This window comes from Chitinophaga pendula, from assembly GCF_020386615.1.
In the GTDB taxonomy this organism is placed as follows: Bacteria; Bacteroidota; Bacteroidia; order Chitinophagales; family Chitinophagaceae; genus Chitinophaga; species Chitinophaga pendula.
This window is the reverse complement of record NZ_CP077769.1, coordinates 4,955,408-4,970,146: the sequence shown is the minus strand read 5'-3', so window position 1 is coordinate 4,970,146 and position 14,739 is coordinate 4,955,408. Positions and strand designations below refer to the sequence as shown.

General features: G+C 50.3%; 15 protein-coding genes. 14 read left to right on the top strand and 1 reads right to left on the bottom strand.

The window, feature by feature from the left end:
• Nucleotides 1–6 precede the first annotated feature (6 nt).
• From trpA to KTO58_RS17885, 14 genes are all read left to right on the top strand, one after another.
• On the top strand, nt 7–780 hold the full coding sequence (gene trpA, locus KTO58_RS17950; RefSeq protein ID WP_095841509.1) for a tryptophan synthase subunit alpha: 774 nt from the start codon (nt 7–9) through the stop codon (nt 778–780).
• A 24-nt stretch (nt 781–804) separates the two neighbouring features.
• Entirely contained in the window at nt 805–1,398 is a 594-nt protein-coding gene (gene hisH / locus KTO58_RS17945) for an imidazole glycerol phosphate synthase subunit HisH (protein WP_095838048.1), read from the top strand.
• Nucleotides 1,399–1,406: 8 nt separating this feature from the next.
• Nucleotides 1,407–2,549 (top strand): 1-(5-phosphoribosyl)-5-[(5-phosphoribosylamino)methylideneamino]imidazole-4-carboxamide isomerase, encoded by a 1,143-nt coding sequence (gene hisA / locus KTO58_RS17940; RefSeq protein WP_095838049.1) that lies wholly within the window; start codon nt 1,407–1,409, stop codon nt 2,547–2,549.
• A gap of 32 nt (nt 2,550–2,581) precedes the next feature.
• Entirely contained in the window at nt 2,582–3,337 is a 756-nt protein-coding gene (gene hisF / locus KTO58_RS17935; RefSeq protein WP_095838050.1) for an imidazole glycerol phosphate synthase subunit HisF, read from the top strand.
• 19 nt (nt 3,338–3,356) lie between these two features.
• On the top strand, nt 3,357–3,953 hold the full coding sequence (hisIE, locus tag KTO58_RS17930) for a bifunctional phosphoribosyl-AMP cyclohydrolase/phosphoribosyl-ATP diphosphatase HisIE (protein ID WP_095841510.1): 597 nt from the start codon (nt 3,357–3,359) through the stop codon (nt 3,951–3,953).
• Nucleotides 3,954–4,034: 81 nt separating this feature from the next.
• Nucleotides 4,035–5,120, top strand: a complete 1,086-nt coding sequence (locus tag KTO58_RS17925) for a TlpA disulfide reductase family protein (protein ID WP_095838051.1) — start codon at nt 4,035–4,037, stop codon at nt 5,118–5,120.
• Nucleotides 5,121–5,249: 129 nt separating this feature from the next.
• Nucleotides 5,250–6,389, top strand: coding sequence for a TlpA disulfide reductase family protein (locus KTO58_RS17920; RefSeq protein WP_095838052.1), 1,140 nt, complete (start codon nt 5,250–5,252; stop codon nt 6,387–6,389).
• 152 nt (nt 6,390–6,541) lie between these two features.
• Nucleotides 6,542–7,069, top strand: coding sequence for a carboxymuconolactone decarboxylase family protein (locus tag KTO58_RS17915; RefSeq protein WP_095838053.1), 528 nt, complete (start codon nt 6,542–6,544; stop codon nt 7,067–7,069).
• 16 nt (nt 7,070–7,085) lie between these two features.
• A complete protein-coding gene (locus KTO58_RS17910; protein ID WP_095838054.1) occupies nt 7,086–7,892 on the top strand; it encodes a mycofactocin-coupled SDR family oxidoreductase in 807 nt (268 codons plus the stop codon).
• A gap of 31 nt (nt 7,893–7,923) precedes the next feature.
• Nucleotides 7,924–9,162 carry a dicarboxylate/amino acid:cation symporter gene (locus tag KTO58_RS17905; protein WP_095838055.1) on the top strand — a complete coding sequence of 413 codons (1,239 nt, stop codon included), beginning with the start codon at nt 7,924–7,926 and terminating at the stop codon, nt 9,160–9,162.
• Nucleotides 9,163–9,262: 100 nt separating this feature from the next.
• On the top strand, nt 9,263–9,625 hold the full coding sequence (locus tag KTO58_RS17900; RefSeq protein WP_095838056.1) for a BlaI/MecI/CopY family transcriptional regulator: 363 nt from the start codon (nt 9,263–9,265) through the stop codon (nt 9,623–9,625).
• A 27-nt stretch (nt 9,626–9,652) separates the two neighbouring features.
• Nucleotides 9,653–11,461: a M56 family metallopeptidase gene (locus tag KTO58_RS17895; RefSeq protein WP_157752872.1), complete on the top strand. Its 1,809-nt coding sequence runs from the start codon at nt 9,653–9,655 to the stop codon at nt 11,459–11,461.
• Nucleotides 11,462–11,601: 140 nt separating this feature from the next.
• Nucleotides 11,602–12,018 carry a hypothetical protein gene (locus tag KTO58_RS17890; RefSeq protein WP_095838057.1) on the top strand — a complete coding sequence of 139 codons (417 nt, stop codon included), beginning with the start codon at nt 11,602–11,604 and terminating at the stop codon, nt 12,016–12,018.
• 93 nt (nt 12,019–12,111) lie between these two features.
• Nucleotides 12,112–13,500, top strand: coding sequence for a GH1 family beta-glucosidase (locus tag KTO58_RS17885; RefSeq protein ID WP_095838058.1), 1,389 nt, complete (start codon nt 12,112–12,114; stop codon nt 13,498–13,500).
• 5 nt (nt 13,501–13,505) lie between these two features.
• Here KTO58_RS17885 and bamG read toward each other — a convergent pair whose 3' ends face one another.
• Nucleotides 13,506–14,738 (bottom strand): BamG family beta-barrel-assembly machinery protein, encoded by a 1,233-nt coding sequence (gene bamG / locus KTO58_RS17880; RefSeq protein ID WP_095838059.1) that lies wholly within the window; start codon nt 14,736–14,738, stop codon nt 13,506–13,508.
• Nucleotide 14,739 lies beyond the last annotated feature (1 nt).

The window sequence follows — 14,739 nt, the reverse complement described above, 5'->3', positions numbered from 1 at the left end:
ATGACCATGAACCGTATAGATAAATTATTCGCCGAAAAAAAGGACAACGTGCTGAACATATACTGTACAGCAGGTTTCCCCAATCTGGAAGATACCCTACCCGTCATGACAGCCCTGCAAACACATGGTGCTGACCTCATCGAATTAGGCATGCCGTTCTCCGATCCGCTGGCCGATGGCCCCGTAATCCAGGATAGCAGCACACGGGCACTGCATAACGGGATGAGCCTACACAAACTGTTTGAACAATTACAAGGCTTCCGCAATAAAATACAGGTCCCCGTCATCCTAATGGGATACATAAACCCCGTACTCCGATACGGCGTCGAAGCCTTCTGCGAAAAATGCGCCGAAGTAGGTGTCGATGGCGTCATCCTCCCGGACCTCCCCATGGACGAATACGAAACCGATTACAAACCCGTATTTGAAAAGAACGGATTACACCTTATCTTTCTGGTCACTCCCGAAACCAGCGAAGCACGCATCCGCCGCATCGATAACCTGAGCAAAGGTTTTGTATACGCCGTATCCAGCTCGTCTACCACCGGCAAGGATAAAAACATGGGCGATCAACAGGCGTATTTCGAAAAGCTCAAAGCATTACAACTGCAAAATCCGGTACTGATCGGATTCGGTATCAAGGATAAAGCTACCTTTGATGCAGCTTGTAACTACAGCAACGGCGCCATCATCGGCACAGCTTTTATCAAAGCCATCGCAGATAGCTCCGACATCGATAATACTATCGCAGCTTTTATCGCACAAGTAAAGGGTAATTGATATCGTCTTTTATCATAAGCATATATGAAAACAGTCATCATAAAATACAATGCAGGCAATATCCGCTCCGTACTGTTTGCATTGGAACGCATCGGCGCCACCGCAGTGGTTACCGATGATGCAGAAGAGATAAGGTCCGCCGATAAAGTGATCTTCCCGGGCGTAGGCGAAGCCAGCACAGCCATGCAATACCTCCGCGAACGGAAAATGGATCAACTCATCCGCGATCTGCAACAACCCGTACTGGGCATATGCCTGGGCCTGCAACTCCTCTGCCGCCACTCCGAAGAAAATAATACCGATTGCCTCGGTGTATTCGATGTCGCCGTTAAACGCTTCGAATCCCCCGTAGACAACCTCCTGAAAATACCTCAGATCGGATGGAACAACATCACCGGCCTCCATAGCAACCTGTTCGAACATGTTCCTGAAAACAGTTACATGTATTTCGTACATAGCTACTATGCCGCCCTCTCCGCCGATACCGTAGCCACCGCCAACTACGTGATCAACTACAGCGCCGCATTACAGAAAGATAATTTTTACGCTACACAGTTTCACCCGGAGAAATCAGCAGATGCCGGACAAACCGTATTGGCTAACTTCCTAAAACTATAGCTCGGCACATGAATATCAGCAGGATCAACGTAGAACAAGCCCTCCCGCTTAGGAGAGATCGCTTGTATCCGGGACAGTCACTGGAGATCGCAAAAGTAGATAACGATGTGGATGGCCTCCACTTCGGCGTCTTCGTACAAGGCCAGCTGGTCACCGTCGGTTCCTTGTTCCTGCAACAGAAAGTCGCTCAGTTCCGCAAACTGGCCACACTCGAAGCCTGCGAAGGCAAAGGATACGCCTCCGCATTGCTCGAACATATGGCACAGTGCTGTCGCCGCGAACATATCAACCTGCTCTGGTGCAACGCACGCAAAACAGCCGAAAGCTTTTACGCCAGATTAGGATATCAACGCAACGGGGAATACTTCCTCAAAAATGGGATCACCTACTGCAGAATGGAATTATCACTCAATACAACAACAGCAACCAATACATTCACTATCATACCAGCCATCGACATCATCGATGGTAAATGCGTACGCCTCACACAGGGGGACTACGCCCAGCAAAAAGTATACAACGAACACCCGCTGGAAGTAGCCATGGCCTTCGAAGATATCGGCGTTCGCCGCCTGCATCTCGTAGACCTGGATGGCGCCCGCAAAGGCGCAGTAGTCAACTGGAAAGTACTGGAAGCCATCACCGGCAAAACTGGCCTGACCGTAGACTTCGGCGGTGGTATCAAAACCGGCAAAGACCTGGAGATCGTATTCGAAAGCGGCGCCGCCCTCGCCACCATCGGCAGCATAGCCGTAAAAGAACCAGCACTGTTCTTTAGCTGGCTCCGCCAGTACGGACCCGATCGTATCTTCCTGGGAGCAGATGTCAAAGAAGAAAATATAGCCGTCGGCGGATGGCTGGAAACAACCTCCCTGTCCATCTACGACTTCCTCGAACGTAACCAGGCCGCAGGTATCAAACATGTCTTCTGCACAGATATCGCCAAAGATGGCCTGCTGCAAGGACCTTCTATAGAACTATATCAGCGCATACTGGACCGTTTCCCCGATATGCAACTCACCGCCAGCGGCGGCGTAAGCAACATCGCCGATGTAGCCGCCCTCCGCGAAGCAGGTTGCAGCGGCGTCATCATCGGAAAAGCCATCTACGAAGGAAAAATTACAACAGACGAACTCAAAGCCTTTCTGTAAGCCAGTTTTAAACGACCAACAAATCAACAGCAATGTTAACAAAGCGCATTATACCGTGTCTCGATATTAAAGATGGCCGCACCGTAAAAGGGGTCAACTTCGAAAATATACGCGATGCAGGCGACCCGATCGAATTGGGCGCCCTCTACGCCGCTCAGGGAGCAGACGAACTGGTATTCCTCGATATCACTGCCACTAACGAACGCCGGAAAACACTGGCCGATCTCGTTACCCGTATTGCACAACATGTCAATATACCATTCACCGTAGGAGGAGGCATCTCCTCCGTAGAAGATGTACAGGTACTCCTCCAATCAGGGGCCGATAAGATCTCCGTTAACACCGCCGCCTTCAAACGACCCGGACTACTCAACGAACTCTCCCGCGAATTCGGTAGCCAATGTATCGTACTGGCCATCGATACCAGGTTCGAAGAGGGCAACTGGTACGTATACCTCAATGGCGGCCGCGTGAAAACAACTACAAAAGCATTCGACTGGGCCAAAGAAGCAGTAGACAGAGGCGCTGGCGAAATATTGCTCACCTCCATGAACAATGATGGCACCAAACAGGGCTTCGCATTAGACATCACCGCACAACTGTCACAACAGCTCAACGTACCAGTGATCGCCTCCGGTGGCGCCGGCAACATGCAACACTTCCGCGAAGTGTTCGAAACAGCACAGGCAGACGCCGCCCTCGCCGCCAGCATCTTCCACTATAAGGAAATTGAAATACCGGAACTTAAAAAATATCTATATCAACAGGGTGTCAACATCCGGTTCTAAATTGTTAATGAACAGCAGTATGCAGATAGATTTTCAGAAGTCAGCAGATGGACTCATACCAGCAATCATTCAGGATGCCGTAACACAAAAAGTACTGATGCTGGGATACATGGACCAGGCAGCCTTCAACAAAACCCGCACAGAAGGAAAAGTGACCTTCTTCAGCCGCTCCAAAAACCGGCTGTGGACAAAGGGAGAAGAAAGCGGCAACTTCCTCCTCGTACAAGACATAAAAATAGATTGTGATAACGATACCTTACTCATAAAGGTCAATCCCGTTGGCCCCGTTTGCCATACCGGCACTGATACCTGCTGGCAGGAGAACAATGTAAGCAATGACTTCCTCGCCAAACTGGAAGGTATCATCGCCGATAGAAAACAAAATCCAAATGGCGACTCTTACACATCCCGCCTCTTCGCCAAAGGCATCAACAAAGTAGCACAGAAAGTAGGAGAGGAAGCCGTCGAAGTAGTGATCGAAGCCAAAGACAACAACGAATCCCTCTTCCTCAACGAATCCGCTGACCTCCTGTTCCATTATCTTATCCTCCTCCAGGCCAAAGGATACCGCCTCGACGACGTGATCAATATATTGAAACAGCGCCATAAAAGCTAACCAACCCGCCGTTCATACCAACTGGGTTGTTAGATATGTACTATTTATTATATTACAGCCCTATAGCAAAAGGATAAAGTGATGAAGTATATTTTATTTGCAGTGGCTGGCCTGCTGTATGCCAACCTGGCCACCGCCCAGTCTCAGGTCAAAGGCACCGTGAAAGGAGCCGACGGGAAAACCCTCTATCTCTTTAATGATGAAGATAATACGCCCGACGACTCTACCGTGATAAAGAACAACGCCTTCAGTTTCCAGCTGAAAGCAGCGAAGACGCCTTCCGTATATGCCCTCATCCTCTCCGGCACCGATTTCCCCATGTTATTCGTACCAGGAGAAGGCACCACCGAACTGCATACCGAGATCAATAAGTTTCCCGTAGCTACCACCATAAAAGGTACAGAGGATACAAAAGCCATGCAGGCCTACCAGCAGGCTTTTCAACCCCTGATCAAACGCGCCCAGGCACTTAACGCAGAGGCTGCCGGTATCAAGGAAGATGATGAACCTGGTAAAGCCACCTTCCGCAAAAAAGCCGAAGCGTTCAACAACGATGTGATCAGCACCGGTAAAGAATTCATCAAAGCAAATCCCAAACGATTAGCCAGCCTCTGGCTGCTCATCAATGAACTGCGCAGCAGACTGGAACCAGCCGATTTTGAAGCACTGTTCAACGGCCTCGACAGATCCCTCCAGGAAAGTAAATACGGAAAAGGCATCACCGCCTATATCAAAAGCCTGCGCGCCAACAATGTAGGCATCATGGCCGACGACTTCGCCCAGTACGATCCCGCCGGAAAACTGATCAAACTGTCCTCTTTCCGGGGTAAATACGTACTGGTAGACTTCTGGGCCAGCTGGTGCGGCCCCTGCAGACAGGAAAATCCGAATGTTGTCAAAGCCTATCAGCAATACAAAAACAAAAACTTCGCGATCCTGGGCGTCTCCCTGGACAATGATAAAAGCCGCTGGCTGCACGCTGTCGAAAAAGATGGCCTGGAATGGACCCAGGTATCCGACCTCCGTGGATGGGGAAATGAAGTGGCAGTACAGTATGGCATTCAATCCATCCCCGCCAATTTCCTGGTAGATCCCGATGGGAAGATCATCGCCCGCAATCTCCGTGGTAGCGCACTCGAAGCCCGCCTGGCACAAATATTTAAATAGCCGCCCAGCTTACCCGCATATAGCTCAGTCCCCTCCTGCAACGGGATCATAGCTGCCGTTTATCACATACCATTTGACATTAAGGGCAGCTTTCCCCAAATTTGTGGCAGGCTAAATACTAGATTAAACATGAAGAAGGCGACGTTGATGGCGGGTTTGCTATTACCATTAGCCTTGTTGGCACAAAAAAAAGGCGAACTGCCTTATACCATACAAGGACAAGTGGAAAGTCAAAAACCTGGCAAGGTGTATCTCATGCTGCGCAACGGAGATAAACCCGTGATAGACAGTGCAGAAGTAAAAGATGGGCAATTTACCCTCACAGGTACCATTATCGAACCCGTGCTGGCCAAATTACAACTGGTCACAAAAGATGCAGCACTACTCAATGCTGCTAACCCAGGCCCACATTCAAAAGATATACTGTCATTTTTCCTGGATAAAGGTACTACCAGCATCCAAACACCTGACTCCCTCTTTAAAGCCACCGTGCAGGGCTCAAGAGCCCAGAAAGACCTCGACCTGCTCAACGGACAGCTAAAGGGCGTAACAGACGAAATGAACGCACTCAAACTGGAATACCGGCAATATTACATCGCCAGAGACCAGGAAAATATGAACCGGCTCCAACCTCGGTTCGATGAGCTGGAAGCCCGGCAAAAAGCCGTTTTCGGCGACTTCCTGAAGAAACATCGTAACTCTTCCATCGCCATGTTCGTACTCGCACAATATGCCGGCTACGACCTGGATGTCAAAGATGTTACCCCCCGCTTCAAAAGCCTCGCCAAAGAAGTCCGTAACTCATTCGCCGGCAAAGCGTTCGCCAAACGACTGGATGCAGCCCAAAAGACCGATATCGGTCAGCAGGCGATGGACTTCTCCCAGGCAGATGTAGATGGTAAACAGGTCAGCCTCGCTTCCTTCCGGGGTAAATATGTACTGGTGGATTTCTGGGCCAGCTGGTGCGGACCCTGCCGGGCAGAAAACCCCAACGTCGTAAAAGCATATAGCAAATTCAAAGATAAAGGCTTCGATATCCTCAGCGTCTCCCTCGATGAAAAACGCGAAAAATGGCTCGCCGCTATCGAAGTGGATAACCTCACCTGGACACATGTATCCGACCTCAAAGGCTGGAGCAACGCCGCCGCAGAACTATACAGCATCCGCGCCATCCCGCAGAATCTCCTGCTGGATCCGAAAGGCCGCATCGTCGCCAAAAACCTGCGGGGCGACCTCCTGGAAAAGAAACTCGAAGAAATCGTAAAGTAAGTACAAGTACCATAAAACGTATGCCGGATGGAGATAGCAACACTATTTTCATCCGGCTTTTTTTATGCAGACATAAAATAGATTAGTCTACTGCATTTGTGGGGTATTTTTCTTTTTTGTATTTTACGGACTCAACACCCTATCAATATCTTATGGCAAGGATTAACCCATTGTCGGAAACGGCCGCCCCCGAACAGACCAGACAAGCATTTGAAGACCACCGCAATACCTACAACGCCCGCATCACCAACATGAAAGCAACTTTAGGGCATTCCCTGGTCGCATTCGAAGTATATATGCAATGGTACCGCCTGTATCAGAACATCAAAACAATACTGGGCGAACGCCTGGCCTACCTCTATGCCTACACGGTATCAAAAGGGAGTAACTGCCCTTTATGTACCACCTTCTTCCGTAAGATCATTATCGATAATGGAGAATCCCCGGAGTCATTACACTTCTCCGACCAGGAACAACTGTTGATGGACTTTGGCAGCGCCATCGCCCGCCACCAGGGACGGATCGACCAGGAGCTGTTCGACCGGGTCAGCCAGCTGTATCCTACCGCCGAACTGGTCGATCTTATTGCCTTCGCCGGCCAGATGATCGCTACCAACGTTTTCAGCAACGTCATAGAAACAGATATCGATAACTACCTCTTCTCTTATCTGCCTAAATAAATAAAATCACCCTAATATGTCTTCAGATCTGAAGGATAAAGTCGCCTTTATAACAGGCGCCGCCCATGGCCAGGGTCGCGCAACAGCATTAGCACTGGCCGCAGAAGGTGTGCATATCGCCGCCTTCGATATCGGCCGGCAGCTGTCCTACCCGGGATATGCCATGGGTAGTAGTGAAGAGCTCAATAGCTTGCAACAACAGTGTGAAACACGGGGTGTCCGCTGCCTCACATTCACCGGCGATGTCCGAGACGATGCTGCCATCATAGCCGCCGTTAACGGCACCCGGGAAGCATTCGGCCGCATAGATATCCTCTTCAACAATGCTGGCATCTGTGCATATGGCCTCACCCACGAAATGCCGGAAGAAGAATGGGACGCCATGATCGATATCAACTTGAAAGGCGCCTGGCTCGTAGGCAGAAGAGTGATCCCGCTCATGATCGAACAGCAGGCAGGCGTGATCATCAACAACTCCTCCATCGCAGGCCTGCGGGGAATGAACCGCCTGAGCCACTACGCAGCCTCCAAATGGGGACTCACCGGCCTCACCAAATCTTGGGCCATCGAACTGGCACCCTATAATATCCGCGCCATCGCCTTGCATCCCACCGGCGTGAACACCCCCATGAACGATGGGCTGGCAGCACTCGAAGGCGCAACCCCGCAGGAAATAGCCGAACGTTCCGCCGGCAACCTGATCAACGTACCCTGGGTAGAAACCGAAGATGTGGCACATGCCGTCGTGTTCCTCGCCTCCGAAAAAGCCCGCTATGTCACCGGCTCCTCCTTCGTCCTGGATGCAGGCTTGCTGACCCGGTAATATCATCGCTCATCCTACAACACTTGCGACCATGCCCCATACCGGCAAACAGTCCTTCCTGTACCATTATGCTCCCATCCTCTGGCTCCTGGCCGGTATCGGCGGGGGCTCCCTGTTAGGCCTCCTGTGGCCCGGACAGGTATCGGTGATCAAACCACTGGGTGACATATTCCTGAACCTCCTCTTCACCGCCGTTATACCGCTGGTGTTCTTCGCCATTGCCGCTACGATCGCCAATCTAAGCAATACCGGTCACACCGGCCGTCTTATCAGCATAATGACCGTCGTATTCCTGACCACCGTATTGCTGGCATCCCTGATCACCGTCGTAGCTACCTGGGGCTTCCCCGTCACCCAGCAGATCGCCAGGATCACTGCCGATGCACCCCCGCCCGTAGCTGGCGCCGGCGATCAGATCGTACAACTGATCAGCGTGAGCGACTTCTATGAGCTGCTATCCAGAAAACATATGCTGGCATTACTGCTCTTCGCCACCCTCACCGGGATCGCTACACGCAGGGCCGGCATCGCCGGCGAACGCTTCCGCGAATTCCTGCTCTCCGCCAACGAGGTCATGAAACAACTCCTCACCTTTATCATGAAACTGGCACCCGTTGGACTGGGCGCCTACTTCGCTTACCAGGTAGCAACGATCGGCCCCCAGCTCTTTGGTACCTATGCACAGGCGCTGGCCGTCTGCCATGGCGTGTCCCTGTTCTATTACCTTTTTTGCTTTTCCGCTTATGCATTTATCGCCGGGGGCTTGCGAACAGTAGCCCGATACTGGCGGTATAACCTGCTGCCATCCGCAACCGCATTAGGCACCTGTAGCAGCATCGCTACCCTCCCGGCCAACCTCCAGGCCGCCGCACAAATGAATATACCCGTCACCGTACGCGATGTAGTCATCCCACTGGGCGCTACCCTCCATAAAGAAGGCTCCGCCATCGCCGCCGTATTGAAGATCGTAATCGCCTTCGCTATGGTACAACAACCCTTTACCGGTATACCTACCATACTCCTCGCACTGCTGATCGCCTTGCTGGTAAGTATCATCGAAGGAGGAATCCCCAATGGCGGGTATGTCGGACAACTACTCATCGTGGCTGCGTACAACCTGCCGGTAGAAGTATTACCCGTGATCATGATCATCGGTACCCTCATGGACCCCATCGCCACACTGCTCAACGCCACGGGTGATACCGTGGCTGCCATGCTGATCGCCCGCTGGGTTCCTGCCTCCCCACCACCTGCCCCCATCACACCATAACAGCGCCTCCCAAAAAAAATAAATATTAGTTTGGATATCTACGAATGTTTCGTAGATTTACGAAAGAATCGTAATTAAGATATTCAAAATAGAAAATACTATGGAGAAGCTCACCCAGCAGGAAGAGAATGCTATGCTCGCCATCTGGAAAATAGGAAAGGGGTTTGTAAAGGATTTTTTGGAGGTGCATACCGCACCGGCGCCTCCTTATACTACTCTCGCTTCCACCATTAAAAACCTGGAAAAGAAAGCCTATCTGCAAAGCCGGAAAGTAGGGAACGTATATGAATACAGTCCGCTGATCGCGGAGGAGGATTATAAAACGAAATTCATGAGTGGTTTTGTAAAAGACTACTTCGAAGATTCCTACAAAGCGCTGGTCACTTTTTTCGCGAAAGAGAAAAAGATCAGCTCCGACGAACTGCGCGAGATCGTAAAGATGATCGAACAAGGTGGACACTAATTCTTCACGTTATAATCCGGATCAGATATGTTGCTGTACCTGTTAAAGGCCAATATTGCGCTGACAGTATTTTACCTCGTGTACCGCTTCGGCCTGCGGCGCCTGACCTTCTATACGCTTAACCGCTTTTTTCTGCTGGCAGGCATCGCCTTCTCCGCTATACTCCCCCTGATAGATGTTAATCAGCTATTACATGGAAGAGCGATCGATCCGGGGATGGCAGCTTATGTACTCGACTGGCAACAACTGCAACTGGTACAGGCGAAAGAAGAATTTACGATCTGGCAGCTCCTGATATGGCTGTTCTGGGCGGGCGTACTGGTAATGTGTGTAAGGCTCCTCGTACAGCTGCTGTCCCTGTGGCAGGTACATCGATCTGCCGAAAACAGGGAGGTGTTGTCTCAGCCTGTCAAAGTATTACGTAAAGCCGTCAACCCATTCTCTTTCTTCCGGAATATCTATCTCAATCCGGAACTGCATACACTCCCCGAACTGGAAGCGATCTTAAAACATGAGCGGGTGCATGTGCAGCAATGGCATACGCTGGATATACTCGCAGGAGAGGTAAATAACGTGTTCTACTGGTTTAATCCGGGTGCCTGGATGATGCGGCTGGCGATAAGGGAGAACCTCGAGTTCATCACCGATCGTAAGATGCTGCAACAGGGGGTAGATGCAAAAACATATCAATACAGTCTTATAAAAGTAAGTGGAATTCCATATGCGACGGCCATCGCAAACAACTTCAATTTTTCACATTTAAAAAGCAGAATTATGATGATGAATAAAAAGCGGTCATCCCAATACCACTTGCTGCGGTATGTAGTATTCGGGGGAGTGGCCGGCGCTATATTACTGTCACTGAACATTAGCCCAGAGGCTTTCGCGCAGCAGCAACCGAAGGATACGGACTTACCATCCGTAACGATGCCGGATGCTAAAAGTCCCGATGCCGGTAAGGTAAAAGTAAAATGGTTGGGCGTGGAAGATGGGGCGATCGACAAAGGTATTCACCCACTGTTTGTAGTAGATGGTAAAGAAATGGATGTATCAGCATATGTGAAGTTCGCCAGAAAACATGAAGATGAAGAACACTATAGCGTGAAAGTAGTAGAGGCCAAAGATGCCATGCGCAAGTATGGTAAGAAGGCAGAACATGGTGCATTTATCATTGCTTCCAATCAGGGTAAGAGCAAGTTACCTGCTCCGCCGCCGCCGCCACCACCAGCGCCACCGGTAATTGATGGCAAAATGCCGCCACCACCCCCACCTCCGCCACCCGCACCATCTCCCGAAGCTGCGCCGGCAGCGGCCGCCACTCCTTCCGCCATGAAGAATGATACCAAGGGAGCTGTATTAGGCATCACCGGTACCAATGCAGCCACTGAAGGTACCATACAGGTGAGAGGCAAAGGTCAGCCGCTATATGTAGTTGATGGCGTAAACATGGGCACCTACCTGCCGTCCAACATCTCTCCCGATGATATCCGTTCTGTCAACGTAGTGAAAGGGCAGAATGTAGCGCAATACGGTTATGGCGATCAGGCCAAAGACGGGATCATATTTATCTGGACCAAAAACAGTGCTGCCCGGATGGAGGATGTGCTGGTAAATGATAAGTCCGCAGCCGCAGCGACCAGCAATCCTGCCGTAGCCACGACCCTCAACAAAGACGAAATGAAATTCGTAGTAGATGGTAAAGAACTCAAGGAAAACGAAACCAAAAAATTCACGCTCACCGATAAAAACCAGGTAACGGTAATTGGATATAAAAATGCAGACGGTGGCCTGATAGACGTTCAAACCAATACCGATAAGAAGAAAAGTAAAAAATAATATGATCACAGGTATCCATTAAGACGTCACTTATCATAGCAAAGGGTATTACAAGTACGACAGTGCTTGTTATACCCTTTGTGTTTTAATGCAGATAGATTTGTATTTTACGTTGAACAGATTATCTAAACCGCCGTCGTATGCAGAGAGATTATATGTTGGAAATAGTAGAAGAGATAGGCCGCCTGTTAAGAGCGATCATCTTATTGAAAAAAAGCCATCCTGCCAAAGCGATGGAGGAGATACAAGTAGCCTTTAATGCTACCAGGTGGAAAGACAAGGCCGCATTTGATCAACTGGACCTGGAAGGCGTGAAAGACCATCTCGCCCATAATGATATTTCACCGGCTACCCTGGATCTCATCATTGATCTCCTGCTGGAAGAGATAGATATCAAAACGACAACACCCGATACAAATAATATAGACGTATTGTTGGCAAAGACCGACTGGTTGATCATTGCCACAGAAGAAAAAGAGCGCCGGTTAAAACAACATTCCCTAAAAAGGAACCTGCAGCGTAAGCGCCTGCAGGAACTGATCACCCGGATCAGATAAAGGATATGTTAACAATTAAATAATCCGCCGTTCGTTCAAAGTATTGTAAACTGCAGGTAATGCCGGATAAACTGACCGGCGCTGCTTTTTGTGATGCAATCATTTACCGCACCATTCCGGCGAGAAGATTTCGGAGATGATTTCTTGTGGGGAGTGACTATATCCGCTTTTCAGAATGAAGGGGCTTGCAGCCATGATGGTAAAGGCGCCTCCATATGGGATACATTTACTGCCCGCAAAGGAAAGATCAAGGATGCCGCACATGCTGAAATGGCTTGTGACTTCTACAATCGTTATCATCAGGATATACTGCTGGCTAAGCTGCTCGGCTTCAGCATATTCCGTTTCTCCTTATCCTGGAGCCGTATCATGCCCAAGGGCACAGGGCCCGTTAATGAAGCTGGTATCGCCTATTATCACCGGGTGATAGATGCCTGCCTGGAGCTGGGACTGGAGCCTTACATCACCCTATATCACTGGGACCTGCCGCAGACGCTCGAACATAAAGGTGGGTGGTGCCACAGAGGTACCGTATTTGCTTTTACGGACTATGTCAGCGTCTGTATGAGAGAGTATGGACATAAGGTGAAGAACTGGATCGTACTGAATGAACCCTTCGGATTTACCGCATTGGGATATATGCTGGGGGTACATGCGCCCGGTAAATTTGGCCTTTCGTATTTTCTGCCGGCCGTACATCATGCTGCATTAGCACATGCCGAAGGCGCCCGGGTGATCCGGGAAGAAGTCAAAGATGCGAATATAGGCACTGCCTATTCCTGCTCTAAGATCATTCCCTTTACGCAAAGTCAGCAGGATGTGCAAGCGGCCCGACGTGCCGATGCCTTGTTCAACCGGCTGTTCCTGGAACCTGCATTGGGTATGGGTTATCCCGTAGCAGACTTTCCCTTGCTCCGGCGTATAGAGCGCCGTTATGCCCTGTGGCGGGATTGGGATAAGCTGGCCTTCGACTTTGATTTCATTGGTGTACAGAACTATTTTCCGCTGGTAGTAAAATACAATGCCTTTATGCCGGTGGTCAATATATCAGAGGTAAAACCCCGCGCCCGCAAGGTGCGTACGACCGGGATGGGGTGGGAGATCAGTGGTAATGGCATGTATGAGATACTCAAACAGTTTGCTGCTTATAAAGGTGTCCGTAAGCTGATCATCACTGAGAGCGGTGCCGCTTTCCCTGATCAGCTGATAGATGGACGTATACATGATACCGAACGTGTCCAATACTATGAAGAATACCTGGGGGCCATATTACAGGCCCGGCGGGAAGGCATCCCGGTGGAGGGGTACTTTGCCTGGACATTGACGGACAATTTCGAATGGGCGGAAGGATATCGCACCCCTTTCGGCCTCGTACATGTTAACTTTGAAACCCAGCAACGTACGATCAAAGACTCCGGCTATTGGTTCCGGCAGCTCCTCACCGCAGACACTCACGCGGCGATGCCTACCCTCGATAAATAATCCTATTAATCGTATACTCTTCTTATAAACCACATATCCCGCAGCGAGAAGTGGAATACCGCGTTGATATAATTCTCCCTGATCAGGCCGCTGGCGGTAGTACCCCGCTGACCCACTTCCAGTCCCAGGTAGTAACGCAGGTTGCCGCCCCGGTTAGGAAGGGATACACCCACCGTACCTGATACATCTTTTATCTGGTTGCCCTTGATCACCAGGTTGGTCCGGTCGTAGGCGAAACCTGCCTGTAGAACAGCGCCTTCGACAATGCCATTGCGATAGGTGCGTTTGAAGCTATATTCCAGGCCACCTGCAAAACGATCCGCATCCGTGTACCGGTAATCCGTTTCTACGTTCTTCACACTACCCCATAGCTGCCGCCTGTAGTCGAACACCCAAGTAATATTACCATTTGCGAAAGACAGTCCCGCACCGTATTGCTCGGGTAAACGGAACACCTGGTCCGGCAGTTTCTTGTCGAACAGCACGGTCTGATCATTGTTGGTGATGGTGGTGTGTTGCTGCATGGTCAGGTTGGTACGGAACCGGTAGGTAAGGCCCAGTCCGACTTCCCAGTCTTTGATCTTACCGGTGTACTGCATCCCTGCTGTGAAGTTGGTATTGAAGGCGTAGCGGTTGTAATTGGTATGGATCGAATCGTCGCCCAATGTCTCGGAAGCATTGACAGGGCCGAACAGAAAGGCTGTAGAAACGCCTACGGAGAGATTTTTGGTCAGCTGTACCCCGTTGCTGATGAATACCCGGTTGATACCGCCGGTACCTTCCTGGTTGTTAGTCACCGGTTTGGTAGTACCCTCGATATAGCGGGTATTGGCCAGTTTGTAATCTACCGTGCTGAAAGGAGTGATGCCGGCGCTGATACCCCAGCGTCTATTGGCTTTGAACCCTATAGCAAGGCGTTTGAAATTAAAATCCAACCCGTTCTGTTTAACGGCATTGCTTTGGTAATTGACGGATTGTCCGGCAATGGCAGCGTCCAGGATGAAATGTTTTTGAGGGATCGCATAGTACGAAGCCGGATTCAGTTCATTCAGGTAGAAAAGGGAGGACCTGGCGATACCGGCGCCTCCGGTGCCGAAATTCCGGCTGTAATCGCGGGACGCTATTGTACCTATTCCAAAGGAGGAATAGAGCGAATTTATGCCTCTCTGCGCGGTTGCACGGGTAGGCAACAAGGCGGGGAGGATAAACAGGAGCAGATATATATAACGGTAGTTCATG

Bases quoted from the DNA above. Each gene is read 5' to 3' on its own strand.
- trpA (WP_095841509.1), top strand. From the start codon at position 7: ATGAACCGTATAGATAAATTATTCGCCGAAAAAAAGGACAACGTGCTG.
- hisH (WP_095838048.1), top strand. From the start codon at position 805: ATGAAAACAGTCATCATAAAATACAATGCAGGCAATATCCGCTCCGTA.
- hisA (WP_095838049.1), top strand. From the start codon at position 1,407: ATGAATATCAGCAGGATCAACGTAGAACAAGCCCTCCCGCTTAGGAGA.
- hisF (WP_095838050.1), top strand. From the start codon at position 2,582: ATGTTAACAAAGCGCATTATACCGTGTCTCGATATTAAAGATGGCCGC.
- hisIE (WP_095841510.1), top strand. From the start codon at position 3,357: ATGCAGATAGATTTTCAGAAGTCAGCAGATGGACTCATACCAGCAATC.
- KTO58_RS17925 (WP_095838051.1), top strand. From the start codon at position 4,035: ATGAAGTATATTTTATTTGCAGTGGCTGGCCTGCTGTATGCCAACCTG.
- KTO58_RS17920 (WP_095838052.1), top strand. From the start codon at position 5,250: ATGAAGAAGGCGACGTTGATGGCGGGTTTGCTATTACCATTAGCCTTG.
- KTO58_RS17915 (WP_095838053.1), top strand. From the start codon at position 6,542: ATGGCAAGGATTAACCCATTGTCGGAAACGGCCGCCCCCGAACAGACC.
- KTO58_RS17910 (WP_095838054.1), top strand. From the start codon at position 7,086: ATGTCTTCAGATCTGAAGGATAAAGTCGCCTTTATAACAGGCGCCGCC.
- KTO58_RS17905 (WP_095838055.1), top strand. From the start codon at position 7,924: ATGCCCCATACCGGCAAACAGTCCTTCCTGTACCATTATGCTCCCATC.
- KTO58_RS17900 (WP_095838056.1), top strand. From the start codon at position 9,263: ATGGAGAAGCTCACCCAGCAGGAAGAGAATGCTATGCTCGCCATCTGG.
- KTO58_RS17895 (WP_157752872.1), top strand. From the start codon at position 9,653: ATGTTGCTGTACCTGTTAAAGGCCAATATTGCGCTGACAGTATTTTAC.
- KTO58_RS17890 (WP_095838057.1), top strand. From the start codon at position 11,602: ATGCAGAGAGATTATATGTTGGAAATAGTAGAAGAGATAGGCCGCCTG.
- KTO58_RS17885 (WP_095838058.1), top strand. From the start codon at position 12,112: ATGCAATCATTTACCGCACCATTCCGGCGAGAAGATTTCGGAGATGAT.
- bamG (WP_095838059.1), bottom strand. From the start codon at position 14,738: ATGAACTACCGTTATATATATCTGCTCCTGTTTATCCTCCCCGCCTTG.